Origin of the sequence: Ochrobactrum sp. P6BSIII (assembly GCF_014138065.1) — a bacterium.
Lineage (GTDB): Bacteria > Pseudomonadota > Alphaproteobacteria > Rhizobiales > Rhizobiaceae > Brucella.
Genome location: NZ_JACGXB010000017.1, coordinates 44,898 through 68,768, shown reverse-complemented (window position 1 = coordinate 68,768; position 23,871 = coordinate 44,898). Strand labels below are relative to the sequence as shown.

Here is a 23,871-nt window from a genome sequence, read left to right as displayed (position 1 = left end):
ACGCGGAACCGGCTCCTCCCTCCGGTTCTGCCTCACACGGGACGTGTATATGGCTGTCTATCTGATAAAACGCATTTTTGCGCTCGTGCCGGTTCTGTTACTGGTATCGATCTTCGTCTTCCTCCTTTTACGTCTTACACCCGGCGATCCGGCGGCGATCCTCGCAGGCGACGCCGCCACAACGGAGCAGCTGGAGCGCATTCGCGAGGCTATGGGCCTCAACGAACCGATCCTGACCCAATATTTCACCTGGATGGGCAAGATATTGCAGGGCGATCTGGGCGTGTCGCTGATTTCCGGCGTACCAGTGCTGGATATGGTTTCGCAACGCATCGGCCCGACCATTTCGATTGCGATCCTGACCATCATCATTGCGGTTTTGGTTGCGATACCCATGGGCGTCGTCGCGGCCTGGCGGCATCGTTCCTGGATCGACTATCTGGTCATGAGCTTTTCGGTTCTCGGCTTTTCGGTTCCGGTCTTTCTGGTCGGTTATGTGCTGCTGTTGATTTTCTCGGTCAATCTCGGATGGCTGCCGGTGCAAGGTTTCAAGCCGCTTTCATCCGGTTTTGGTGGGTTCATGGAACGCGCGATCCTTCCAGCGCTGACATTGGCTTCCATCTATATCGCGCTCATTGCCCGCATGACCCGCGCTGCGATGCTTGATGTGTTGGGTGAGGACTATATTCGTACCGCGCGCGCCAAGGGTGTGAGCGACCGCCGCCTTCTTTTCGTGCACGCGCTCAAGAACGCTGCCGTGCCGGTCGTGACGATCGTGGGTACGGGTTTTGCCTTGCTGATCTCCGGTGTCGTCGTCACCGAGAGTATCTTCAATATTCCGGGCATCGGTCGCCTGACCGTGGATGCCGTGCTCGCGCGCGACTATCCCGTCATTCAGGCCATGATCCTACTGACTAGCGCGCTTTATGTGTTCGTCAACTTGCTGATCGACCTTTCCTACACCCTGTTTGACCCAAGGATTCGTTACTGATGCGCTCTGAATCGACATCGGCTGGCATGCACTGGATGCTTCGCCTGTTCTCGTTGCCGCGCGTCGCTCGCGTCGGTATCGGGCCACTGGTTGCGGGCGCTCTTCTCGCCGCAATTGTTCTGCTTACCCTCATCTCACCCTGGATCGCACCGCACGATCCTCTTGCTATGAACCCTCTGATGCGTCTGAAACCACCTTCGGATGAATATCTGCTCGGCACGGACAATTATGGTCGTGATCTCTTCTCGCGCATGATCCTCGGCGGGCGCATCTCGCTTCTGATCGGGCTTCTCGCAGCGGCAGCATCGATTGCAGCAGGTGTGTTCATCGGTCTCATCGCTGGTTTCTTCCGTACTGCCGATACCATCATCATGCGCATGATGGATGCCCTGATGGCGATGCCGTCGATCCTGATTGCCATCGCACTCGTTGCGCTCAATGGACCGTCCATCGGTTCAGTGATCGCTGCGATCACCATTCCCGAAATCCCGCGCGTGGTGCGTCTGGTCCGTTCGGTTATTCTGAGCGCCAGAGAGGAGCCTTATGTCGAAGCGGCAATGGCCCTCGGGTCCAGCACACCGAAAATTCTCTTCCGGCACCTGCTGCCGAATACGATGGCGCCCTTGATCGTGCAGGGCACCTATATCGTCGCATCAGCAATCCTGACCGAAGCGATCCTGTCATTCCTTGGTGCTGGTATCAGCACTGAAATTCCGACCTGGGGGAACATCATGGCAGAAGGCCGCCAGTTCTTCCGCATCAAGCCGTCGATTGTGCTTTGGCCCGGCCTTTTGCTGACATTGTGTGTGTTGTCGATCAATCTTCTGGGCGATGCAGCGCGCGATAGTCTCGATCCACGTCTCAAGAAGCGGGAGGGCTGATATGGAACTGCGCAATCGTGATTTCTCGCAAGAGCCTGTTGTGCTGGAGGTGGAGAACCTCATCGTCGCCCTGCCGGGTGGCACGCCCGTCCTGCGTGATGTCAGCTTTGATATCCGCAAAGGTGAAACGGTTTGCCTTGTCGGTGAATCCGGATCAGGCAAGTCCGTGACCTCCCTGACGGCGATGGGACTGTTGCCCAAGGATGCCCTCAAGGTGAAAAGCGGTGCAATCCGGCTGGATGGCATCGACCTTCTCAAACTGTCGCTTGCTGACATGAAGAAAATGCGTGCCACGCGCATTTCCATGATCTTTCAGGAACCGATGACGGCGCTCAATCCTGTCATGCGGGTTGGCGAACAGATCACCGAGGTCCTCGACATTCACACAGCACTGTCGGCCGATGCCAAACGCGCCAAAGTCATCAACATGATGGAACAAGTGCATCTGCCGGATGTCGAGCGCATCTATCAGAGCTATCCGCATCAGCTTTCCGGTGGCCAGCGCCAGCGCATCATGATCGCCATGGCGCTCATTCTGGAGCCAATGCTGCTGATTGCCGATGAACCGACCACCGCGCTTGATGTGACGACGCAAAAGCAGATTCTGTCGCTGATGGCAGAATTGCAGGAAAAGCATGGAACCGCCGTGCTGTTCATCACGCATGATATGGGTGTGGTTGCCGAAATCGCGGATCGTGTCTGCGTGATGCGCAGCGGCGAGATCGTGGAGCGCGGCACCATCCGGCTGGTGCTGACGCAGCCGCAGCAGCAATATACCAAAGACCTGCTCGGTTCGGTGCCAAGCCTCGTTCCACGTGCGGCGCGCGAGCCGCTGGGACATGATCCAGTTATCCGCGTCCGCAATCTTGGCATGACCTATCAGAGCAGCAGCATTTTCAGCAGAAAGCCCGGTGTCAATGCATCGCGCGAGGTGACCTTCGATCTGCAACCGGGTCGCACGCTCGGTATCGTCGGTGAATCCGGTTCTGGCAAGACGACGGTAGCGCGATCTATCATGCGCCTGATCGAGCCGACGGAAGGTGAAATCGTTGTCGACGGTCGCGATATCGCCCATCTCGGCAAGCGCGATATGAAGCCATTTCGCAAAAAACTCCAGGTCGTGTTTCAGGACCCGTTCCGCTCGCTCAATCCGCGCTGGACCATCGAGCAGAGCCTGACCGAAGGCCCGCTGAATTATGGTGTCCCTTATGAGGAGGCCGTGGCGGAAGCCAAGCGGCTCCTGAAGATCGTGTCGTTGCCGGAAGATGCTTTGAAGCGTTATCCCCACCAGTTCTCGGGCGGGCAGCGCCAGCGCATCGCTATCGCCCGCGCGGTTGCGCTGCGTCCAGATATTCTGGTTGCAGACGAGGCTGTGTCGGCGCTTGATGTGTCGGTGCAGGCGCAGGTTCTCGATCTTCTGGCAGAACTGCAGAAGGACACCGGTATCGCCATCATCTTCATCACGCACGATCTGCGGGTCGCAGCGCAAATTTGTGATGAAGTGCTGGTGATGAAGCGTGGCGAGGTAGTCGAGCAGGGTGAGGCGGCCAATGTTCTGGGAAGCCCGTCACACGACTATACACGCGCGCTGATTGAGGCGGCCCCCGGTCGCTTCTGGGATTTTGCGGCGGGGCAGCCAGTCGCCTGATCTTTGTCTGATTGGGGGCAGCAGGGAGCAGCCCCTATTTTCCGAGTGATTTTGAACAGGAATGAAATCATGCCCATCATACCGTTTATCGAGGAGAAAGCCGGCGAGATGCGCGCGGTTTTCGAGGATCTGCATCGCCATCCCGAGATTGGCTTTGAGGAGAAACACGCTTCGGGTGTCGTTGCCGGTCTTTTGGAAAAGTGGGGCTTCGATGAAGTTCATACCGGCATTGCCAAGACCGGCGTCGTCGGCATCCTGAATGGGCGCAACGCCGGCAATCGTCGGGTCGGCCTTCGCGCGGATATGGATGCGCTGCCCATCGACGAAATTTCCGGCGTTCCTTATAGCTCGCAAAATCCCGGACGCATGCATGCCTGCGGCCATGACGGACACACGACGATGTTGCTCGGCGCCGCCCAATATCTGGCTGCAACGCGCAATTTTGAAGGCAGCGTCGTATTCGTTTTCCAGCCCGCTGAAGAAGGGCTCGGCGGTGCGCGCGGCATGATCGCGGAGGGCCTGTTCGAGCGCTTCCCATGCGATGAAATCTATGGCATGCACAACCAGCCTCTGGGCACGCTTGGCAAAGCCGTCATCCGCAAGGGCGCGGCCATGGCCGGTGCCAGCTTTTTCGACATCAAGCTGACCGGCAAAGGCAGCCATGCCGCCCAGCCGCATAATGCGCGCGATGTACTGGTGATCGGTGCCGATCTGGTCGGTCAGTTGCAGACCATTGTTTCCCGCAACATTCCGGCGACCGAAGCCTGTGTCGTTTCCTGTACGCAGTTCCATACCGGCAGCGCCTATAACATCGTGCCGGAAGTCGCGACGATCACCGGGACGATCCGCTATTTCGAAAAGCGCGTCTGCGATCTTGCTGAAAGCCGCTTGCGCGAGATTTGCGCCGGTGTGGCTGCGGGTTACGGCATCACGGTTGATGTCGATATTCGCAATGTGTTCGATGTGCTGCGTAATGATCATGAACTGGCCGACGCCTATGTCGCGGCTGCACGCGATGTGCTGGGCGAAGAAAATGTGACCGACGATTGCCCCGCTTTCATGGGCAGCGAGGATTTTGCCGATATGCTCGCCCGCGTACCTGGCGCTTACATCAATGTGCTGCATGGCGGCAAAGCAGCCCTTCACAATCCCGCCTTTACGCTCGATCCCGCAACGTTGCCCATCGGGTCGTCCATCTATGCCCGGATTGTGGAAACTCGCTTGCCAGTGATTAAGGAGTTAGCCGCATGAGCGCGCATGAACTGCCATTTGATCTCGACGACATGATTGCGCGCCTGCGCCCATGGATCGAGACGGAAAGCCCGACCTTCGATGCGTCGGCTGTCAATCGCATGGTCGACGCTGCCGCTTATGATTTTGCCGCCGCCGGTGCAAGCGTTGAATTCATCCCCGGACGCATGGGATTTGGCGGCTCCCTGCGTGCACGCTTTCCGCATGCGGATCAGGGCAAGCCCGGCGTTCTGGTGTCCGGCCATCTCGATACCGTGCATCCGCTTGGCGTCATTGATGTGAATCCCTACCGCCGCGAAGGCGGAAAGATTTATGGTCCCGGCATTCAAGATATGAAGGGTGGCAATTTCGTCGCTCTTGAAGCCATGCGCCAGATCCTTCGCTCGGGACTGACGACAAAGCTACCCGTCACTTTCCTGCTGACGCCCGATGAAGAAGTCGGAACGCCTTCGACACGCGACCTGATTGAACAGGAAGCGCTGAAGAACAAATATGTTCTGGTGCCTGAACCGGCGCGGCGCGATGGTGGTGCTGTGGTGGGCCGCTATGCGATTGCCCGCTATAATCTCGAGACTGTCGGACGGCCTAGCCATGCTGGCTGGCTATTGGCGGAAGGCCGTTCCGCCATCCGCCGCATGGCGGAAAAGATCATCGATATCGAAGCGCTCACCACGGATGACTGCACCTTCTCTGTCGGCGTTATTCAGGCGGGGCAATGGGTCAACTGCGTCTCCTCGAACTGCACGGCCGAAGCGCTCAGCATGGCCAAGACCCAAAAGGATCTTGAGGACGGCGTTGCTCGGATCATGGCGCTTGCGGGCATGAAAGACGATGTCGAATTCATCGTGACCCGCGGCGTGACACGTCCTGTTTGGGAAAATGCGCAGCCGCAGGATATGAAGCTCTTCAACTTCGCCAATGACATTGCCAAGGAGATCGGTTTTACCATGACCGCACAAAGTTCGGGCGGTGGGTCTGATGGTAATTTCACCGGCGCGCTCGGCATACCAACGCTCGACTCCATCGGTGTGCGCGGCGAAGGCCTGCACACTTTGGGCGAGCATATCTTCGAGGACAGTCTTGTTGAACGGGCGCGGCTCCATGCGGGCCTGTTCCTCGGACTTGAATAAAGCGCGACGGGTGCGGCCATGTTCGATGCAAAGTCGGATGAGATGAAACTTGATGCCCGTCGGATCATGGGTCTGAAAGAGGACGTCACCATTACGGTGGATCGGTGGGGTGTTGCTCATATTCGCGCCTGCAACCTTCACGATCTTTTCTTTGCACAGGGCTGGAACGCCGCACGTGACCGACTCTGGCAGATCGATATCGCGCGAAAGCGCGGTCTTGGTCTGCTGGCCCGCGATTTCGGTCCCGGCTATCTTGAACAGGACAGGGCTGCAAGGCTGCTGCTTTATCGCGGCGACATGGCTCCCGAATGGAAAGCCTACGGACCGGATTCGGAAGAAATCTGCACCGCATTTGCCGGTGGCATCAACGCCTATGTCGATGCCTGCGACTTGGGCACGATAGCGCTGCCGCCGGAATTTGTGCTGCTTGGTCATCGGCCGGATCGCTGGAAGCCGAAAGATGTCGTGCGTGTGCGGACTCACTCGCTCACGCGCAATGCGTCATCCGAACTTCTGCGGTCGAAAGTGATGGCAGCCGCCGGGATCGAACTTGGCGCGAAACTCGATCAGTTGCGGAAAGAATTGTCGCATGGTGTCGTCCCGCAACCGGTTGACGGGTTCGATCCGGCGATAATGACGGACCGGGTTCTGCGCGACTTCAATCTCGCCGTCAGTCCGGCGACATTCTCTAGGGACCGGCTTGCAGCCACGCTTGAGGAGGCCAGCCTCTGGACCACGATTACCCCGTCTGGTGAAATCGTCAGGGCTGCTTTCGAAGAAGGGTCCAACAACTGGGCGATATCAGCGGAGAAAACCAGCACAGGTCGTCCAATTCTGGCTCTCGACCCGCATCGCACGCATATTTTGCCGTCGATACGCTATGTCGTGCACCTGTGCATGCCGGGACTGAACGTTATCGGCGCCGGCGAACCGATGGTGCCCGGCATTTCGATGGGCCACAACGGCACTGCCGCTTTCGGGCTAACCATTTTCGGTGCGGATCAGGAAGACATCTATGTCTACCGTACAAAGGAAGACGATCCCGATCTTTATGCCTATGAAACGGACTGGGAGCGTGTCCAGACTGTGGAGGAACCGATTTCGGTGAAGGGTTACCCGGATCAGATGGTAGCATTGAAGTTTACCCGCCATGGCCCGCTCCTTTATGAGGACCCGGAAAATAATCGCGCCTTCGCATTACGCACAGTCTGGATGGAGGCGGGCATGGCACCCTATATGGCCAGCCTTTCCGTCATGCGGGCGACCAGTTATGCGGCGTATGCAGATGCATTGGCAGGCTGGGGCTGCCCATCCGTCAATCATATCTACGCCGATACCGGTAACACGATAGCGTGGAAGCCGTCCGGGGCGACCCCCGTTCGTTGCAACTGGGATGGGCTTCTCCCAGTGCCAGGCGATGGGCGTTATGAATGGGACGGATATCTGCCGCCGCAAGCCGGACCCCATGAGATCAACCCGGCGCGCGGTTTTGTGGCGACCGCCAATGCCATGAATGTGCCTAACGATTGGTCACGTTCGAATCCGGCTATCGGCTATGAGTGGCTCGACAGTAGCAGGCATATTACGCTTCATCGCGAATTGTCGAGGGCGGAGCCGATTTCACTGGAGGATTGCGCGCGCTTGCAATGCTCGACCTTTTCCCCAATTGCCGGACGCGTGCTCGCCTGTTTGTCTGCCATGCCAACAGTCGCTGAGTCACGGGGCTGGCAGTTGCTCCGAGACTGGGATGGCGATCTCGCGGCCCAGTCTGCGAGCGCTGCCTTTTTTGAGGTTTGGTTCAGCCAACATCTCGGCTCACTTGCCGCCCGGATGAAGGGCGCGGCGCCGGAGATTGTACCCTTGCTTATGCCATTTGATGCACCGAGCGTAGTGGCGTGGCTGGAAGGAGCGGAAGCCGATGGGCAGATGGTTGAACGCATTTCCCAAAGCCTCAATGACGCCTGGACTGAATGCGAAGTCTTGATGGGTGCGGATTCTGAGTACTGGTCCTGGGGACAAATCCATAAGCTGCATTTGCAGCACCCCTTGCAATCACTCACCGAAGAAAACTGGTCCTTGCCACCTATCGGTCTCGGCGGGAGCAGTTCGACGCTCAATTATGCTAACTATCGTCTGGGGGATTTTTCCGTTCTGGCCGGGCCATCGGTTCGCATGGTGATCGACGTTGGGGCTTGGGATAACAGCCTGTTTGTCAACAATGCAGGGCAGTCGGGCGTTCCGAACGCATTGCATTATCAGGACCTTCACGCCAACTGGCGCGACGGAAACCATTGTCCGCTCGTCTATTCGCCAAATGCGGTGCAAGCTGCGGCCGTGCACACAATCATGCTAAAAGCATAATCGTATGATCTTGTTTGGTAATTGTCGACTGCGCGCTTTTTGCAGACATCACTATACAATTCACACGCACTCCAAAGCGGTCATTCCGCTTTTTGCTGCAAACGACCCTGATGGGTGGAAAATAGACCGGCAGCGAACGGCTCGCTACGCGAAACAGCCGCCGTTTCGTGCTTCGACCTGCTTTGCTAACGGATCAGACCTGAGCCATGCCGCCGTCCGCGAACACCTCGCTTCCGGTCATCACGGCGCTATCGTCCGATGCAAGGAAAAGACCGACTGCAGCGATGTCGTCGGGATCGGCGATCCGTCCCAAAGGGGTCTGGGCGATGAGCTGATCATAGATCGCGTCTTCTCCGCCGGCCACCGCAACACCGTGCAGACCCGGAGTCGCTGTGGCCCCAGGCGACAGGACGTTCACGCGAACGCCCGTGCCTTTTAGGTCCAACGCCCAGCTGCGCGCCAAATTGCGGATCGCCGCTTTCGTTGCGCTGTAGATGCTGAAGGCCGGCGTTCCCATCGTTCCGGTGGTCGAGCCGGTAAGTATTATGGACGTCCAGTCGCCCATGAGCGGCAGGGCCTTTTGCACTGTGAAAACAACGCCCTTAACGTTCACGCCGAACGTCCGATCGAAGGATGCTTCCGTAATTTGCCCTAGCGGCTCCAGCTCGCCCACGCCCGCGTTGGCGAACAGCACGTCAATGCGCCTGTGTTGGGCGCGCACCGTCCCAAAAAGGCGGTCCAGATCCTCAAGCCGAGACACGTCACCCTGCACGGCCGTCACGTCGGAGCCGATCTCCGCGACCGCTTTGTCGAGCTCCTCCTGCCGACGACCCATGATATAGACGTGGGCGCCTTCGGCCACGAACCGCTTGGCAGCAGCGAGGCCGATGCCGCTACTGGCGCCGGTGATGACAGCGATCTTTCCTTCTAGTTTGCCCATGACAACCTCGTTCTCCTTTATTGTGGAGAGGTTGAATTAGGGGCACGCCGCCTGTTATTCTAGTATGCACCATTTGGTAAGTGCCAAAATTTAATGGAGCGCGTGTAATGACAAGTCCCTTCACCTGCGGTCAGGATGCTGTCCTGTTTGTGATGGGCGGCAAGTGGAAACCGCTGATCCTCTATCACCTCATGCACGGCGCATTGCGCTACGGCGAACTGCGCCGCGCGATCGGGAAGGTCAGCGACAAGGTGTTGATCCAGCAGCTCAAGGAGTTGCAGTCGGACGGGATCATCGATCGTCTCGACTTTGGCGAGATCCCGCCCAAGGTCGAGTATTCGCTCACCAGCTTCGGCAGCAGCCTCGCACAAGCCCTCGTCCAGCTTTGTGAATGGGGAACCCGACATACGGACGAATTGACGTCGATCGTCAAGCGGCGTGCCGATCCGTCATTGCACTCGACAACTTCCGGGGCCGCAGCGCCACCTCTTGACCGGCATTGATGGGTCGGAAACTGTCATAGATGGACGTCGCCGACCGTATCAGCAATCTCTTGGCGATAACCGAAACCTGATCGACAGTTTTGGCGTGGACAGCGGACTGACGGGTTTTAGTCAGTCGGACCGGAAATGCGTCGGTCTAGCAATCGGGAACGGCATATGGGTTCTCGCGTGAAATAAACTTAGATACGCGATCCGATTCCGGCTGCTTCTTCGTCTTTGGTATGTCCAATAAGGAGGAGAGCCGCCATGGCCAAGATCGTTGCATTTTACAAGACCCCTGCCGATATAGGGGCATTCGAAAAGCACTATTTCGAAACGCACATCCCGTTGGCGAAGAAGATGCCAGGCGTCCTACGCTACGAGGTTAGCAAACGGCCCATTTCGGTTATTGCCGGCCCGGATGATGTGTTCCTGATTGGAACTGTCTATTTTCAAGACTTAGCCTCGTTGAAAGAGGCATTTGCAAGCCCAGAAGGTCGTGCCTGTGCTGCGGATCGCCGGGTATTCGCCCCCGATGAAACGGGTGTACAAATTCTCACGTTCGAATCTCAGGAGATTTAACTTGACCGATGACCTGTTTGGGATGAGCGACAATGACTTCGAGGCGCGACTGGTCGAGCTTAGGCCGCGTCTCCATCGTTACTGTGCGCGCATGATCGGATCGACTGTTGACGGTGAAGATGTATTGCAGGACGTGATAGTGAAGGCACTCGGAGCGCGCGCTAGCGGCGCCTACGTGGAAAATCCCGAAAACTGGCTTTTTCGGGTCGCCCACAATACGTGCATCGATCTTCTCCGCCGTCGGTCGCGAACTGTCGTAGTTCCGCTGCTTAAAGACGCCGAATCCGCGTCGATGCCCGAAGCGGACGTGCTCGCGATCAGCTTCCACACTTTTTTGCAACTGCCCGAGATGCAACGTTGCGCCGTGATTTTGAAGGACGTGCTTGGACACTCGATTGAGGAGATTGCGAGCATCGCAGATTGTACCCCCGCTTCTGCAAAGTCGGCGCTGCAAAGGGGGCGTTCGACCTTGCGCAACCTTGCAAAAATGCCCTCTGACACGCGTCTGCCGTTGATGCTGGATGCCCAGCGGCAACGGATGTCCGAATTCGTCGAGCTGTTTCGCAGCGGCGATTTCGACGCCATTCGTGCCATGCTCGCTAAAGACGTGAAACTAGACCTGGTGAACCGGCTTAAGCTGGAAGGGCGCGATAGGATCGGCGTATATTTCACGCGATATGCCGAAGAAGCCAAATGGGGTTTCTCGTTCGGCGCAATCGATGGCCGACCGGCCATGCTGGTTTTCGAAGGCAATGCTGCAGCGGCACCGGCACATTTTGTGTTGGTCGATTGGCGAAATGACAGGATCACCACAATCCGCGACTTCCTGTTTGCGCCCTATGTCTTGGAGGCGATGGATTGGGTGCGGTTGGAGCAGGTGTGTTTGGAATGATGAAACACCGCTAGACTTGAAGATTTTACTCCTTTTCATTGACTGAAGGATTGCTCACCGTTTGGCTCAGATTACGTTAAAAACCGAAGGTCAATGGTTGTGTCAGCTTACGGAAAAACCGCGCACTTGGTTTGACGTCCGCAATGGGGTCGCAGGCGGTCTCAAATGACCATAGCGCGCGGCGTCAGCAGTCTCATGGGCGACAACCGAAACCGGATCGACCGCTTCGGCCTCCTCACGGACAGTCAGGGAAGCTTCCATTTCTCGATGTTCGCAAAGCTGCTATGACCATGTCATGGCGAAAGGTGTACTCAGATTCTTCTTTGATTATGGTGCAGGAGGCTGTCTATGGGCAGGTAATGCTGCCACACTTGACGGGCTCGACGTGGGGCCTGTCGATGCGGCATTCTTTGATCTTGATGGTCGAGTGCGAAAACCTGCCCGCGTAGAACTTTCTGAAACGGCTCAAACTTTGCGGGATCAACTGGATTTCGAACACTCTGGTTATCTCAACCCAAGGTATCGGCTTGATCCAAGCCTGTGGTCTCAGACCCTCTGTGATCGTTTCAATGCGAATGTGGACAGATTGCTAGCGCTTTTGCGAGAAGAAATTGGAAGGGATTACGACATTTTGGACGAACAAATTCGATATATGGAAGATCCCCGGCTAGATGAATATCTGATGGTCAATTCGGGACTTTCCAGATTGAACGAAATCAAGGTTCCGACCGTCCGCTAAGGGCCTCATCCCGGTCCTTAGCGGCAAAAACTCCGACGTCCGCTTTCGGTGCTGGGTGTCCCAGCAGCGGATAGTCGGCTATCGTGAAGAGTTTCGGGCGCCGTTAGGCGTACGAAAGTCCCCGGGGAAGGAACCCGCGGGCCACAATCAACGGTTATGGGGATTTCTCTTTTTGGCTGATGTCATTAATGTTGCGACCGCAGCCGGGAGGTGGTCCCATTGCTGCAGTCGGACAGCTTTGCGGTGTGTCCACATGGGATCGTCGACATAATGGTAGGTGAGCGCCGCTATGCCGCCGGTGATGATCGTGCTCAGCACATGCGGGTGCGTTGCCGAAGATCGAGCGCTTTCGGCTGAATGTCGAGCTATGCCATGCCGGGTCATGGCGAGTTCTCCCGATTTGTTGTGGGTGTGTTTGGCGGCCCGCGCGGTTGCCGCCATCGCTCGAACACTTCGATGACGATCATGCGCCCTCCACAGCAAGAGCATGGCGGGCGGAATTCATCAGGCTCCTTCGACTGATCATTCGCCGCCGTTGGCGTGACAACGTTCAGCAGTTCGCGCACTAGCGCCAGGCTGATCTTGCGCGCGCCGCTGGCGAGCAAGCCATAGTGGCGGATGCGATGGAAACCGCGCGGCAGCACGTGGAGCAGGAAACGTCGAATGAACTCGCCTGTAGCCAGCGCCATGACCTGCTGGCGATCAATCCCGTCGCGGCGATAATCCTTGTAGCGGAATGTGACACTGTCATTGTCGAAGGCGATCAGGCGATGGTTCGAGATCGCGACCCGATGCGTGTAGCGTGAGAGATAAGCGAGAACGGCTTCCGGACCCGCGAATGGGGCCTTTGCATAGACCACCCAGCGCTTGGCTAGAACAGGCTTAAGATGATGCAGGAAAGCGCGCCGGTCAGTGAGATGCGCCATCGATCCGAAGAAGACGAGACGGCCTGCATCGCGCAGGGCGTTGAGCCTTGTGAGGAACAAACGGCGAAACAGCTTGCCGAGAACGCGCACCGGAAGCAGGAAGGCTGGGCGTGACGAGACCCAGCGGCTTCCGTCAAGCGAGATGCCGCCGCCCGGCACGATCATATGGACATGCGGATGATGGGTCATAGCCGACCCCCAGGTGTGGAGCACGGCGGTGATGCCGATGCGCGCGCCGAGATGTTTTGGATCGGCAGCAATCGTCAGCAGCGTCTCCGACGCGGATTTGAACAGCAGGTCATAAACGACCGCCTTGTTCTGGAAGGCGATGTCGGACACCTCGGTCGGCAGAGTGAATACGACGTGGAAGTAGCCGACAGGAAGAAGGTCGGCGTGGCGCTCCGCAAGCCATGTCCGCGCAGCAGCGCCCTGGCACTTCGGACAGTGCCGGTTGCGGCAAGAGTTATAGGCGATCCGCCACTGGCCGCAGTCTTCACAAGCTTCGACATGCCCGCCAAGCGCTGCGGTGCGGCAGTTCTCGATCGCCGACATCACCTTCAACTGGGCGAGGCTCAGATGCCTGGCATGGGCGATCCGATATTCAGGACCAGCAGCATGGAAGATATCGGCAACCTCAAGCGAGGCCTTCATGGCTCAGCTGTCGGGCGCAGACCCTTCCGCTTTGAACAAACCAAGTCGATCCAGCGGACTCGTCACTGAGCGCACAGTGCGTGTCGCAACCTTGGTGTAAAGGGCCATGTTGTTCAGCTTGGCGTGACCGAGCAGTACCTGGATGATGCGGATATCGACGCCGTCTTCCAGAAGATGGGTGGCAAACGAATGGCGCAGCGTGTGCAGTCCCACGCGCTTGTCGATGTCAGCCTTCCTTGCAGCTTCCACTACAACGCGGTGCAGTTGGCGCGTGCTGATGGGCCTCAGCGTGTTGATGCCTGGAAAGAGCCAGCCATCCCGCCGCATGACGCCCTGCCGTTAGCCGGCTTGCCACCATTGGCGCAGAAGCGTGAGCAGATCTTCTGACAGCATGGCGTTGCGTCCATGCCCGCCTTTACCGCGCTCCACTCGCAGAAGCATGCGCTCGCTGTCGACGTCGGCGACTTTCAGCGAAGCCACTTCCGATACGCGCAGTCCCGAACCATAAGCAACGGCCAGTGCCGCCTGATGCTTGAGACAGGTTGTGGCATCAAGAAGACGCGTCACTTCCTCACGGCTCAGAACCACCGGCAGTTTGCGCGGGTGCGCCAGCCGCACGAGACGGCGGGCAAGATCAGGGCGATCAATCGTGGTATTGAAGAAGAACCCCAGCGCCGACACGACACTGTTCATCGTCGGCACCGGGACGCCCTCGCTTTGCTGCCATATCTGGAAGCGGCGCAAATCGTCCACGGACGCGGTATCGGGGGGGCTCCCGAGAAAGCTCGCAAGTCGTCCGATGTCGCGCAGATAGTTGCGTTGGGTCTCGTGCCCGAAGTGGCGCAGGTTCATGTCGTCGATCAGGCGTTGACGAAGCGGGCTGATCGCGGGCGAATTCGGTTGGTTGTGCATGGTCAGGCTCCTGGTTGAAGAAGCCAGTCATTCTCTGCTCACTCCGAGCGACACTCAACGCAGAGTGCAATGGTCGCTCTGTGCTTGCTACCTCAGTCGCCCGCGTCTTCCCGCGAAGCGGGTTCGTTCACCGGCCCCTTTACAGCCATTCAGGTTGGCCAACTACCTCTTTGTTCCTGGCAATCTCGTTTGTCGAACACCCGCGTTCCTAATCTGATGTTTGAAACTCACGTCTGATCATCTGTGCGATACGTTCGCGCCAATTCGGATCGGACATCAGTTCGTTGACCAGGTCGACTTCGAGCCTTATCGATACACTGACTTTTTGAATTGGGTCCCTTGGCCTGCCTCGTCTGGACGGTTGGCTTTGTTTCTCTATCATTCAATCTCGCTTGATTACTGACGCGCAATCTGTCTTTGCGATCTAACCATCAGAGGGCCGGAGTTGTTTGGCACGGCCCTCTTCGGGTTGAAATTGTGTTACTTTTTCTCCGGCTTTCGTCGCGCCAGCATATTCAGCGCCTCGACGAGTGCCGAGAAACCCATGGCTGCATAAATGTAGCCCTTCGGCACATGGAAGCCAAAGCCATCGGCGATGAGCGTCATGCCAATCATCAGAAGGAAGCTCAGCGCCAGCATGACGATGGTGGGATTGGCGGCAATGAAGCGCGATAGCGGATCGGCGGCCAGTAGCATCACTGTCACGGCGGCCAGAACGGCGATCACCATGATGGCGATCTCGTCTGTCATGCCAACAGCGGTGATAATCGAGTCCACCGAGAAAACCAGATCGAGAATGAGGATCTGCACGATGGCAGCGCCCATCGTTAACTCGGCCACTTTGCCACCGATGTTTTCCTTGCCGTCATTCGGATCGACCGTGTGATGGATTTCCTTTGTCGCCTTCCAGACAAGGAAAAGACCACCCGCAATGAGGATGATGTCGCGCCAGGAAAAGCCGTGCCCAAACGCTTCAAAGATTGGTTCTTTCAGTTGCACGATGATCGAGATCGTGAAGAGAAGCGCCAGACGCAGTATAAGCGCGGCACTTATACCGATCCGCCTTGCTTTTGATTGCAAATGAGCGGGCAGTTTGTTCGTAAGGATCGAAATGAATATCAGATTGTCGATGCCGAGGACGATTTCCATCGTCACCAGCGTTATCAGTGCAGCCCAGCCGCCAGGGCTGGATAGAAACGCCAGATGCTCAGCAAGAAATTCCACGAGGTCAGCCTTTCGATAATTCGTTCGCCAAGAGATAAGTAATTTCAAGCATCATTCAACTATCTGTGAATAAGTTTTGCTGTCAAACATGGAAAACTGGGAAAATGACGCCACTGCCATAGCGATCATTTTGAGACGAACTGCCCATGGAAAGGAGTGGCAAAGGGCGATGGTGGTTCTATCTATAAATAATATGAACCACTGAACCTATGGAGCTAAGGTTTATTGACCGTGATGGAGACTGACGTGATTTGTCCCACAACATCAGTGACGGGCTGAATTGAAGTGACGAACCGACAGCGTCGTAAGGATATCACTTGGTGAATATCTCGTTGCCGGCTCATCGTATCCAGTTTAAGTATTCGAAATTTCATTCGTCAACCACACTCTCTATCGAGCCGGACTGTCGAAGTTGAAGACTGTTCTGCGGTCTATCGGCAAAAAGGCGGTAATCCGTACACCACACTTTAGTCCACGAGTATAAGCAGAAGCTCGTGTGAAGAAGAACGTTAAAAAGTGTTGATCTGCGGTAGCCCAGCAAGCCATGCATTGCGGAGGGAGGAAGCTCAATATGAGCGGTTTTTGGTTGTTTAGAATCCAGGAAAGTTTTAGCTTTCTTATTAGTCAACTTAAGAGACCGTTTCGCCTCGTGTATTATATGGGAGTAAAATGAAAATCTTGTTCAGTACAGCCGCCGTCATCCTGGCGCTAACTTCCGCAGTCCTTGCTGAACGTAAGCCAACCATTCTCGATCTTGTTGAAAATGGATATGAAATAAAGACATCAACAGGAAACTATGTGTTTCTGCAGAATGAAGAAAAAATTTACATGTGTTCATTTCTTCAGGTAAGCGAATATAATGTTGCCTCAGGTGAGATTGACGCCATAAAATTCGATTGCGCTGCGGTTAAATGATGGGCATGGCTATACTTGCTGGTTTGATATCGTCACTGTTCAATATCTACCCATTACGGTCGGATTATAAAGAATGAAGATCGTTGTTTTCATTCTTGGGTTGGCTCAGATTATGATTGGGTTATTGTTCATTGTTGAAGCGTCATCAATTCAGCGACTGATACTTGGGACGTTATCATTTGGGCTTGGTTCTATTTGTTTCGGAATAGCCGTGATAATTGGTCAGTTGGATAGAATACGCGCGCATTTTAAGGGTACCGAAATTCAATGACGGCCTGATATCCGCATCGCAAGGGGATGTTCCTTAACACTAGCGAATTACTGACTGGCAATCTGAAAACAGATGCATTGTACCCGCAGAGACCGTTAAATGTTCTTTAATGTCAACTCTAAATGAACTTGATCAATACACTCTTAGAGCTGCCGAAGTGCGCGCAGATCATCCAGCGTTTGCGTGCCAAGCATGATCATTGCTAATCTCATTTCCTGAAGAAGCATGTCGAACAAGGCTTTTGCGCCCTGCTCACCGCCGGAGGCCAAACCCCATAAAGGCAGGCGACCAATCATAACGCCATCGGCACCCAAAGCGATTAACTTCAAAATATCCGTACCGCGCATGACGCCACTATCGGCCAACAATTGCAGTCTGTTGCCGACAGCCTGACGGATTGAGGGCAGGACTTGCACCGGGGTCGGTGCGATGTCCAGATTGCGACCACCATGGGCGGAAATGACCAACCCGTCTATACCGGTCTTGACCGCTTGCTCTGCATCTTCGGGGCTTAGAATGCCCTTCAGGATCAGTTTACCGCCCCACCAGCTGCGCAATTGGTCGATATCGTCCCAGTTGAGATTGCTCTCCAGAGCAACATCTTTCTGTATCGCCGCGCGCGTCAGTGAACCGCGAAACTCCAGCGGGTAATTGCCATAAGTTGGCATTCCTGATGTTAGCAGATAGCGCAACATAACTGAGGCAAACCAGCGAGGATGCAGTGCAACATCGGTAGTTCCCTTCAACGTAACCTTGAAAGGCACCGCAAACCGATTGCGCTGATTATATTCACGTTTCGGGCCGACGGGCGTATCCGTTGTAACGACAAGCGTGTCAATACCTTGATCCTTGGCGCGCGCGAGGAGTTGTCGCGTCAGTTCCCGGTTCTTCCAGACATAGAGTTGAAACCATAGGTCGGCCTCCGCTGATGCGGATCTTATCTCTCCGATGGATGAGATCGCTTGTGTCGCTGCGCAATAAGGAATCCCCGTTGCCGCTCCGGCGCGTGCCAATAGCCCTTCGCCTTGATAGGCAAGCATGCCCGCAAGAGCGGTGGGGGCAATAACGATGGGTGTGGAATATTTTTTGCCAAGAAGTGTGGTTGAGAGGTCCGGTTCCGTTGTTCCCCTCAGAACTCTCGGCTCAAGCCGGATACGGTCGAGGTCCTGACGAAGATTGCCGAGCGCCAGCTCGTCCTCTGTGCCCCGGTCGATATATTCGAAAAGGCCCTTTGGCAAAAACCTGCGCGCAGCCTCGCGATATTCCGCAGCATTCAACAAGCTATTCATGATCTATCTGCTGGCTATCATCCAAAGAACTTCAGCATCGTCGTCGCCTTCTGAAACCCACAGATGATCGATATTGGCGTCGTAATAGACGGATTCACCGGCAGTCAGACGTAGCGGCTCGTAGGCATGGCTGTGCATTACGATGGTGCCGCTGAGAATGTAGAGAAATATTTCGCTATCGGAGCGTGCCCACTCGCCATATTCTTCAATGGAGCGAGCGGTGATACGCGTGCGGATTGGCAACATTCTTTTACCGCGCAGATCGGCAGACAACAGCTGGTTATCGCATGTGTTGGTATCGTGACGCCGACCTTCGCCGGTCAGGTTGACACTGCGCCGGGCAAGTATTTGCGGGATTGGCTCCCCATTGAGCAGGCTCGTGATTTCAAGGTCGAGGCCCTCAGAAATCCGCTGCAAGGTGCCAATTGTTGGCGAGAGTTCGCCTCGTTCGATTTTTGAAAAAGCAGAGGTTGAAACGCCGGTTAGTCGCGAGGCTTCCTGAAGTGTCAGCCCACGGCCTTTGCGAATGGAGTGCAAACGATTGCCGACTTCATCCAGACTGAAGGATCCGCTCTTTGGTTTCAAGGCGGTGGCGCTTTGCAGGATGGATTCCTGGATCATTGCTCCCGATGTGGAGCCAACCACTCGAATATCCCCGACTGCTTGATCTTTAAGTGATGACATAACGTTGAAAAAATCCATTACGGCCAATGTGTTCGCTCGTCCTATAAACTACCGAGAACAACTATCAAAGTCAATTTTTCCCTTAATATCATATTTTTATCGTATCATATAATTTTTCCATCAATTGCTTGACAGCTGAACAATTGTGTCGTTTTAATCTGGAAAATGTAATTTTGTTGCAGATCGACCAGTGCCTGCGCACTTTCTGCAACGCACAATGAGGTGGAACCAGCATGCTAGACCAAAGCCAAATCCGCGGACTCTACACTGCGATTGTCACGCCACTCAGCAAGGACGGCGATGTGGACCATGCGGCTTTAGCCGAGCTTGTCCGCTTCCAGCTGGATGCAGGTGCGTCGGGTGTCGTGCCTATTGGTGGTACGGGTGAGTTTCCGGCGCTGTCGCGCGATGAGCGCCGTGCGGTGGTGGAAACCTGTGTCGCTGCCGCGAATGGCAAGCCGGTCATTCCCGGTGTTCTCAATCCGGGTTACGAAGATGCCGTCGAAACCGGTAAGGATTTCCTCGCGGCAGGCGCGGCAGCCGTGATGGTGGTGACGCCCTATTATGCGCCGCCGAGCCAGGAAGGAATGCGCGACTATTTCCGTTCCTACAGAAATGCCGTTGATCTTCCAATTCTTCTCTACCAAATTCCGCGCCGCACCGGTGTCAGCATCAGTCCTGAAAGCATCGCCGAGCTGGCCGAAGACGGCACGGCTATTGGTATCAAGTTCTCGCATTATGACATGCCGGAATTCATTCGCACCGTCAAACTAGCAGGTGACAAGCTGGCCGTATTGAGTGGGGAGGAGCCTCTATTCGCAACGCATATGGCTATCGGCGCCGTGGGCGGCGTGCTTGCATCGGCGACGATCTATCCGAAAATCTGGCTGGAAATTATGGAGTTGAGCCGGAACGGCAAGCTCAAGGAAGCGCTCGCCCTGCAGAGCAAGATTGATGCTGTGACCGATGCGATTTACTCGGAAACCAATCCGGGGCCATTGAAGGTCTTCATGGAACTGGCAGGGCGCCCTGTCGGCCCGTCGCGCAAGCCGCTGGAAGCCCCGGCAGCCGAAACGATGAGCCGTCTGGTTGCGGCTGCCGAACTGGCCAAAAGTAACGCACTCGCCTGACCTGTTGAGCGATGATCGAAGAGCTTCGTAAAATCGTTGGCGATGTCGGGCTGATTACTGATCAGAACGACATGCTGCCCTATCTTCAGGATTGGCGAGGCCGAAAGACCGGCCATGCCAGATGCGTAGTCCTGCCTGCATCTACGGATGCTGTTGCCGAGGTCGTCAAGCTTGCGGCTGCTCATAACGAGCCGATCTTCCCACAGGGCGGAAACACTGGTCTTTGTTTCGGCGCGGTGCCTGAGGCCGACGATGCCGCAAAGCCGGGTATCGTTCTGTCTTTGAAGCGCATGAGCCGTGTCCGTGATATCGACCGGATCAGCAATCTGGCTACAGTGGATGCTGGCGTGATCCTGGCAAATCTGCATGACCTTGCAGAAGCGCAGGATCGCCGTTTCCCGCTTTATCTGGGAAGCGACGGCTCCGCGCAAATTGGCGGGCTGATCTCCACCAATGCCGGTGGTACCGGTGTGGTCCGCTATGGCCCGATGCGTGATCTCGTTGCCGGTCTTGAAGTTGTCCTAGCGGATGGCTCAATCTTGTCAGATCTCAAGGGTCTCAAGAAGAACAATACCGGTTATCAACTTCGGCAGTTGTTCATCGGTGCGGAAGGCACATTGGGCATTGTGACTGGCGCGACCCTGCGTCTGCATCCGCCTTTGCGTAGCCGCGCTCATGCATGGATAGCCTGCGCTGCGCCGTCCGATGCGACGGCGCTGCTCGCCATGTTCCGCGATATGGCAGGCGATACGATCGAAGCTTTCGAACTTGTATCGCGGTCGCAATATGCGCTCGTCGTGCGTCATGTCGAACGGGTAAAAATTCCATTCGCCAGCGTGCCTGAATGGTCGTTGATGGTGGAACTGGGCAGCAGCTCGGCAAGTGCAGATCTCGATGCCGTTCTGAGCGACGTTCTGGAGCGGGGGTTGGAGGCTGGGCTGGTCCAGGATGCAGTCATCGCTCAATCCGAGGGGCAGGCGCAGGATATCTGGCACGTCCGCCATTCGGTTTCAGAAGCGAACAAGAAGGAAGGTGTGGGTATCGTGCACGATATTTGCGTGCGGGTTTCCGATGTGCCTGCCTTTATCGAAGCGGCGGATATTGTTGCAGCCAAAAAATGGCCGCATGCGGTGCCGATGGTCGTATGCCACCTTGGCGATGGCAATGTTCATTACACGATGATGTTCCAGCGTTCGGATGTGCCATCCGGCGATCAGGGCGACGTGTTCGCGCTCGAAGTTGAACAGGTGTTTCACGATGTCGCCATGCAATTCGAGGGAACGATCAGTGCCGAACATGGCATCGGTCGTAAGCTTACCAGCGAAATTGACCGCTTGAGTAATCCCGTTCAGTTGCGTGCCATGCAGCAGGTGCGCACTCTTTTCGATCCGCATAACACGATGAACCCCGGCGTGCTTCTTCCGCACGCGGCGACATAACCAATTTGCCAAATCGGCACTAGCTCTGAGCCCGGGAGTTTCAAACGGGCCAAATAATGGAGGGAACAGATGGTTAATAGACGTAATTTTGCTGGCCTCGTTGGAATTGGCGCCGCCGCCGCTGCATCCAGCTTGTCCAAGCCCGCTCTGGCGCAGTCCAGCGATGAGAGCACCTGGGATAAGATCATGCGCACCAAGAAACTGCGCATCGGTGCGGTCGCGACGGGTGCGCCCTGGACGATGAAGAACGTCGCCTCGGGTGAATGGAGCGGCCAGTTCATCGCAATGGGCCGCGCGCTTGCACAGGATATGGGTGTCGAACTGGAAATCGTGGAAACCCAATGGGGCAACGCGATCATGGACTTGCAGGCCAACAAGGTTGACGTCATGTTCGGCATGAACCTGACTCCAGCGCGCGCGTTGGTGGTTGATTTTACCACGACGGTCTACGAGTCAGCGCTCGTGGTCATCGCCAAACCTGGCTATGAACCCAAGACGTGGGAAGATATGAATAAGCCTGAAGCCAAGCTCGGCGTGGATGTTGGCTCCGCACATGATCAGATTCTCACCCGCATGTGCCCGAATGCCCAGATCTCGCGTTTCAAGACGCTGGATGATGCCAGCATGGCGCTGCGTTCCGGTCGTATTGACGCCCAGTGCCTGTTCTGGATGGGTGCGGTGCGTGCAGTAAAGCGCGATCCGAAAATCGGCAGTGTGGTTGTGCCGCAGCCCTTGTTCGGCTCGACGTCGAATGCCTGCATTCGGCGTGAAAAAGACAAAACGCTTCGCGACTTCCTCGACAACTGGATCACCTATGCCAAATACATGGGGCTAATCCGCACCGCAGTGCTGGATAGTCTTGCGGCGGTCGATCTGTCGATCAGCGACATTCCCGAAGGCGTCACGTTCTAAAATCGTGCTCGCAAGCGTCGGACAGCCTATGCAGTCCGGCGCGCTTCGTTCGCTTTTAAACGGCTGAGGGTCGGGAAGCTTCCGGTCCAGTCATTCTATCGCACGCTGCGCGCATCTGAGTAATGCCCCACCGCTGTGTGCTTCTTTCCATACAGGAATATGGCCATGTACGATTGGGACTTTGGTGTAATATGGAACTATCGCTGGCTGTTTGCACAAGGCACGATGATAACGGTCCTGCTCACGCTGGCCGTCATCGTGCTAGGGTTGTTGGCAGGTCTGGTCGCAGGTCTGGCGCAGCTTTCCAGATGGCGCGTTCTACGCAGTATTTCTTGGTTCTATATTGAAGTTTTTCGCTGTACGCCATTGCTGGTGCAGTTGCTCTGGGTCTACTACGCCCTGCCCATGCTGGTCGGGATTGAAATGTCGGCGACCACAGCCGCAATTTTGACCCTGTCGCTTTATGGCGGTTCGTTCTACGCCGAAGTCATTCGCGGCGGTATTATTTCCATAGATAGCGGCCAGTCAGAAGCCGGACAGGCGCTGGGGATGCGCCCGATCCAGGTGATGCGTCGCATCGTGTTGCCGCAAGCTTTCAAGCGCATGATCCCGCCATTGATGAATCAATCGATCATCCAGTTTAAGAACACCTCGCTTGTCTCCGTACTCACCGTTCCGGACCTGCTTTATATGGGGCAGGTTGCGGCGACCGAAACTTATCGCCCGCTCGAAATTTATACGACGATTGCCGTCATCTATTTTGTGGTGCTGGTGCCTCTGACAGCTGTCGTCAAGCGTACCGAAAACAAACTGGCAAAAGGGGATTGATTGATGACCACGTCAAAACTGGAAGCCGGTAACGTCAAGATTGAAGTCAAGGGCTTGAGCAAGAGCTTTGGCACGTTGACAGTTCTCCGCGATATCACAATGACCATCGGTCAGGGAGAAGTTGTGTCGCTGATCGGACCGTCAGGGTCAGGTAAGTCCACATTGCTGCGCTGCATCAATCTGCTGAATACGCCAGATGGTGGTGCTTTGCGGGTCGGTGCGGATGCATTTGAATTCGGTCCAGGAAAAAAACTTCCCAACACGCGCCAGCAGGCGGATTTTCGCCGGAAGACCGGTATGGTCTTCCAGCATTTCAATTTGTTCCCGCATATGACGGTTCTGCAGAACGTTATGGAAGGTCCCGTCACCGTCAAGAAGATGCCAAAGCGTGATGCGGAAGCATTAGCGCGCAAGCTGCTGGGTAAAGTGGGGCTTGCCGAAAAAGCGGGCGAGTTTCCTTCCAGGCTTTCCGGTGGCCAAAAGCAGCGCGTCGCCATCGCCCGCGCCTTGGCAATGGAACCAAGCGTGATGCTGTTCGACGAGGCCACGTCGGCGCTCGATCCTGAACTGGTCGCGGAAGTTTTGCAGGTTATGCGGGATCTGGCGGCCGAAGGCATGACGATGATTATCGTTACGCATGAAATTGCCTTTGCCCGCGATGTGGCCGACCGTGTCGTGTTCATGCGCGACGGCGTGATCGTCGAGCAGGGGGCGGCGCGTGACATGATCGACAATCCACAACAGCCCGCGACACAGGCATTCCTATCACATTTTCACAATCGTGGCTAAATTA

General features: G+C 56.0%; 22 protein-coding genes and 1 pseudogene. 17 read left to right on the top strand and 6 right to left on the bottom strand.

Going from position 1 to position 23,871, the window contains the following annotated elements; genetic code table 11:
- The first annotated feature begins 49 nt into the window (after positions 1–49).
- The 6 genes from FHW00_RS20420 to FHW00_RS20395 all read left to right on the top strand — a co-directional run bounded on the left by FHW00_RS20420 (position 50) and on the right by FHW00_RS20395 (position 8,262).
- The gene (locus FHW00_RS20420) at positions 50–991 is read left to right on the top strand and encodes an ABC transporter permease (protein ID WP_078340612.1); all 942 of its coding nucleotides are present in this window, start codon (positions 50–52) and stop codon (positions 989–991) included.
- Positions 991–1,872, top strand: coding sequence for an ABC transporter permease (locus FHW00_RS20415; RefSeq protein ID WP_078340590.1), 882 nt, complete (start codon positions 991–993; stop codon positions 1,870–1,872). The genes FHW00_RS20420 and FHW00_RS20415 overlap by 1 nt, the downstream gene beginning before the upstream one ends.
- Before the next feature lies 1 nt (position 1,873).
- Positions 1,874–3,520 carry an ABC transporter ATP-binding protein gene (locus FHW00_RS20410; protein ID WP_078340589.1) on the top strand — a complete coding sequence of 549 codons (1,647 nt, stop codon included), beginning with the start codon at positions 1,874–1,876 and terminating at the stop codon, positions 3,518–3,520.
- A gap of 69 nt (positions 3,521–3,589) precedes the next feature.
- Positions 3,590–4,771 carry a M20 aminoacylase family protein gene (locus tag FHW00_RS20405; RefSeq protein WP_078340588.1) on the top strand — a complete coding sequence of 394 codons (1,182 nt, stop codon included), beginning with the start codon at positions 3,590–3,592 and terminating at the stop codon, positions 4,769–4,771.
- Entirely contained in the window at positions 4,768–5,901 is a 1,134-nt protein-coding gene (locus tag FHW00_RS20400) for a M20/M25/M40 family metallo-hydrolase (RefSeq protein ID WP_078340587.1), read from the top strand. The genes FHW00_RS20405 and FHW00_RS20400 overlap by 4 nt, the downstream gene beginning before the upstream one ends.
- 18 nt (positions 5,902–5,919) lie before the next feature.
- Positions 5,920–8,262: a penicillin acylase family protein gene (locus tag FHW00_RS20395; protein ID WP_078340586.1), complete on the top strand. Its 2,343-nt coding sequence runs from the start codon at positions 5,920–5,922 to the stop codon at positions 8,260–8,262.
- Positions 8,263–8,455: 193 nt separating this feature from the next.
- Here FHW00_RS20395 and FHW00_RS20390 read toward each other — a convergent pair whose 3' ends face one another.
- A complete protein-coding gene (locus FHW00_RS20390) occupies positions 8,456–9,202 on the bottom strand; it encodes an SDR family NAD(P)-dependent oxidoreductase (RefSeq protein WP_078340585.1) in 747 nt (248 codons plus the stop codon).
- 107 nt (positions 9,203–9,309) lie between these two features.
- Between FHW00_RS20390 and FHW00_RS20385 the strand changes: the two genes are divergently transcribed.
- From FHW00_RS20385 to FHW00_RS20370, 5 genes are all read left to right on the top strand, one after another.
- Positions 9,310–9,705, top strand: a complete 396-nt coding sequence (locus tag FHW00_RS20385; RefSeq protein WP_078340584.1) for a winged helix-turn-helix transcriptional regulator — start codon at positions 9,310–9,312, stop codon at positions 9,703–9,705.
- Positions 9,706–9,951: 246 nt separating this feature from the next.
- A complete protein-coding gene (locus FHW00_RS20380) occupies positions 9,952–10,266 on the top strand; it encodes an EthD family reductase (protein ID WP_078340583.1) in 315 nt (104 codons plus the stop codon).
- Between the two features lies 1 nt (position 10,267).
- Positions 10,268–11,158: a sigma-70 family RNA polymerase sigma factor gene (locus tag FHW00_RS20375; RefSeq protein WP_176168368.1), complete on the top strand. Its 891-nt coding sequence runs from the start codon at positions 10,268–10,270 to the stop codon at positions 11,156–11,158.
- A 165-nt stretch (positions 11,159–11,323) separates the two neighbouring features.
- The gene (locus tag FHW00_RS24620) at positions 11,324–11,446 is read left to right on the top strand and encodes a hypothetical protein (protein ID WP_445557992.1); all 123 of its coding nucleotides are present in this window, start codon (positions 11,324–11,326) and stop codon (positions 11,444–11,446) included.
- A gap of 7 nt (positions 11,447–11,453) precedes the next feature.
- The gene (locus FHW00_RS20370; RefSeq protein ID WP_078340581.1) at positions 11,454–11,897 is read left to right on the top strand and encodes a hypothetical protein; all 444 of its coding nucleotides are present in this window, start codon (positions 11,454–11,456) and stop codon (positions 11,895–11,897) included.
- 380 nt (positions 11,898–12,277) lie between these two features.
- Here FHW00_RS20370 and FHW00_RS20365 read toward each other — a convergent pair whose 3' ends face one another.
- The 3 genes and pseudogenes from FHW00_RS20365 to FHW00_RS20355 form a co-directional block, all read right to left on the bottom strand.
- The gene (locus FHW00_RS20365; RefSeq protein WP_078340580.1) at positions 12,278–13,474 is read right to left on the bottom strand and encodes an IS91 family transposase; all 1,197 of its coding nucleotides are present in this window, start codon (positions 13,472–13,474) and stop codon (positions 12,278–12,280) included.
- A 3-nt stretch (positions 13,475–13,477) separates the two neighbouring features.
- A pseudogene (locus FHW00_RS20360) lies at positions 13,478–14,386 on the bottom strand (tyrosine-type recombinase/integrase).
- A 480-nt stretch (positions 14,387–14,866) separates the two neighbouring features.
- Positions 14,867–15,610: a TerC family protein gene (locus tag FHW00_RS20355; protein ID WP_078340579.1), complete on the bottom strand. Its 744-nt coding sequence runs from the start codon at positions 15,608–15,610 to the stop codon at positions 14,867–14,869.
- Positions 15,611–16,279: 669 nt separating this feature from the next.
- Between FHW00_RS20355 and FHW00_RS20350 the strand changes: the two genes are divergently transcribed.
- Complete coding sequence (locus FHW00_RS20350) at positions 16,280–16,525, top strand: hypothetical protein (RefSeq protein ID WP_078340578.1); 246 nt, start codon at positions 16,280–16,282, stop codon at positions 16,523–16,525.
- Between the two features lie 414 nt (positions 16,526–16,939).
- On the opposite strand, the gene FHW00_RS20345 is transcribed toward FHW00_RS20350, so the two are convergent.
- Together FHW00_RS20345 and FHW00_RS20340 are read right to left on the bottom strand one after the other, a co-directional pair.
- Positions 16,940–18,085, bottom strand: coding sequence for an alpha-hydroxy acid oxidase (locus FHW00_RS20345; protein ID WP_078340576.1), 1,146 nt, complete (start codon positions 18,083–18,085; stop codon positions 16,940–16,942).
- A gap of 3 nt (positions 18,086–18,088) precedes the next feature.
- Complete coding sequence (locus tag FHW00_RS20340; RefSeq protein ID WP_078340575.1) at positions 18,089–18,787, bottom strand: helix-turn-helix domain-containing protein; 699 nt, start codon at positions 18,785–18,787, stop codon at positions 18,089–18,091.
- 215 nt (positions 18,788–19,002) lie between these two features.
- On the opposite strand from FHW00_RS20340, the gene dapA reads away from it, so the two are divergent.
- From dapA to FHW00_RS20315, 5 genes are all read left to right on the top strand, one after another.
- A complete protein-coding gene (dapA, locus tag FHW00_RS20335; protein ID WP_078340574.1) occupies positions 19,003–19,899 on the top strand; it encodes a 4-hydroxy-tetrahydrodipicolinate synthase in 897 nt (298 codons plus the stop codon).
- A gap of 11 nt (positions 19,900–19,910) precedes the next feature.
- Positions 19,911–21,338 carry an FAD-binding oxidoreductase gene (locus FHW00_RS20330; protein WP_078340573.1) on the top strand — a complete coding sequence of 476 codons (1,428 nt, stop codon included), beginning with the start codon at positions 19,911–19,913 and terminating at the stop codon, positions 21,336–21,338.
- Between the two features lie 69 nt (positions 21,339–21,407).
- On the top strand, positions 21,408–22,250 hold the full coding sequence (locus FHW00_RS20325) for a transporter substrate-binding domain-containing protein (protein ID WP_078340572.1): 843 nt from the start codon (positions 21,408–21,410) through the stop codon (positions 22,248–22,250).
- A gap of 165 nt (positions 22,251–22,415) precedes the next feature.
- Positions 22,416–23,078 (top strand): amino acid ABC transporter permease, encoded by a 663-nt coding sequence (locus tag FHW00_RS20320; RefSeq protein ID WP_078340571.1) that lies wholly within the window; start codon positions 22,416–22,418, stop codon positions 23,076–23,078.
- Between the two features lie 3 nt (positions 23,079–23,081).
- Positions 23,082–23,867 carry an amino acid ABC transporter ATP-binding protein gene (locus tag FHW00_RS20315; protein WP_078340570.1) on the top strand — a complete coding sequence of 262 codons (786 nt, stop codon included), beginning with the start codon at positions 23,082–23,084 and terminating at the stop codon, positions 23,865–23,867.
- Positions 23,868–23,871 lie beyond the last annotated feature (4 nt).

Coding starts and splice junctions, on each gene's coding strand:
- FHW00_RS20400 (WP_078340587.1), top strand. CDS start 4,768: ATGAGCGCGCATGAACTGCCATTTGATCTCGACGACATGATTGCGCGC.
- FHW00_RS20365 (WP_078340580.1), bottom strand. CDS start 13,474: ATGAAGGCCTCGCTTGAGGTTGCCGATATCTTCCATGCTGCTGGTCCT.
- FHW00_RS20380 (WP_078340583.1), top strand. CDS start 9,952: ATGGCCAAGATCGTTGCATTTTACAAGACCCCTGCCGATATAGGGGCA.
- FHW00_RS24620 (WP_445557992.1), top strand. CDS start 11,324: ATGACCATAGCGCGCGGCGTCAGCAGTCTCATGGGCGACAACCGAAAC.
- FHW00_RS20390 (WP_078340585.1), bottom strand. CDS start 9,202: ATGGGCAAACTAGAAGGAAAGATCGCTGTCATCACCGGCGCCAGTAGC.
- FHW00_RS20325 (WP_078340572.1), top strand. CDS start 21,408: ATGGTTAATAGACGTAATTTTGCTGGCCTCGTTGGAATTGGCGCCGCC.
- FHW00_RS20405 (WP_078340588.1), top strand. CDS start 3,590: ATGCCCATCATACCGTTTATCGAGGAGAAAGCCGGCGAGATGCGCGCG.
- FHW00_RS20410 (WP_078340589.1), top strand. CDS start 1,874: ATGGAACTGCGCAATCGTGATTTCTCGCAAGAGCCTGTTGTGCTGGAG.
- FHW00_RS20320 (WP_078340571.1), top strand. CDS start 22,416: ATGTACGATTGGGACTTTGGTGTAATATGGAACTATCGCTGGCTGTTT.
- FHW00_RS20315 (WP_078340570.1), top strand. CDS start 23,082: ATGACCACGTCAAAACTGGAAGCCGGTAACGTCAAGATTGAAGTCAAG.
- FHW00_RS20385 (WP_078340584.1), top strand. CDS start 9,310: ATGACAAGTCCCTTCACCTGCGGTCAGGATGCTGTCCTGTTTGTGATG.
- FHW00_RS20395 (WP_078340586.1), top strand. CDS start 5,920: ATGTTCGATGCAAAGTCGGATGAGATGAAACTTGATGCCCGTCGGATC.
- FHW00_RS20350 (WP_078340578.1), top strand. CDS start 16,280: ATGAAAATCTTGTTCAGTACAGCCGCCGTCATCCTGGCGCTAACTTCC.
- FHW00_RS20415 (WP_078340590.1), top strand. CDS start 991: ATGCGCTCTGAATCGACATCGGCTGGCATGCACTGGATGCTTCGCCTG.
- FHW00_RS20345 (WP_078340576.1), bottom strand. CDS start 18,085: ATGAATAGCTTGTTGAATGCTGCGGAATATCGCGAGGCTGCGCGCAGG.
- FHW00_RS20420 (WP_078340612.1), top strand. CDS start 50: ATGGCTGTCTATCTGATAAAACGCATTTTTGCGCTCGTGCCGGTTCTG.
- FHW00_RS20340 (WP_078340575.1), bottom strand. CDS start 18,787: ATGGATTTTTTCAACGTTATGTCATCACTTAAAGATCAAGCAGTCGGG.
- FHW00_RS20330 (WP_078340573.1), top strand. CDS start 19,911: ATGATCGAAGAGCTTCGTAAAATCGTTGGCGATGTCGGGCTGATTACT.
- FHW00_RS20370 (WP_078340581.1), top strand. CDS start 11,454: ATGGCGAAAGGTGTACTCAGATTCTTCTTTGATTATGGTGCAGGAGGC.
- dapA (WP_078340574.1), top strand. CDS start 19,003: ATGCTAGACCAAAGCCAAATCCGCGGACTCTACACTGCGATTGTCACG.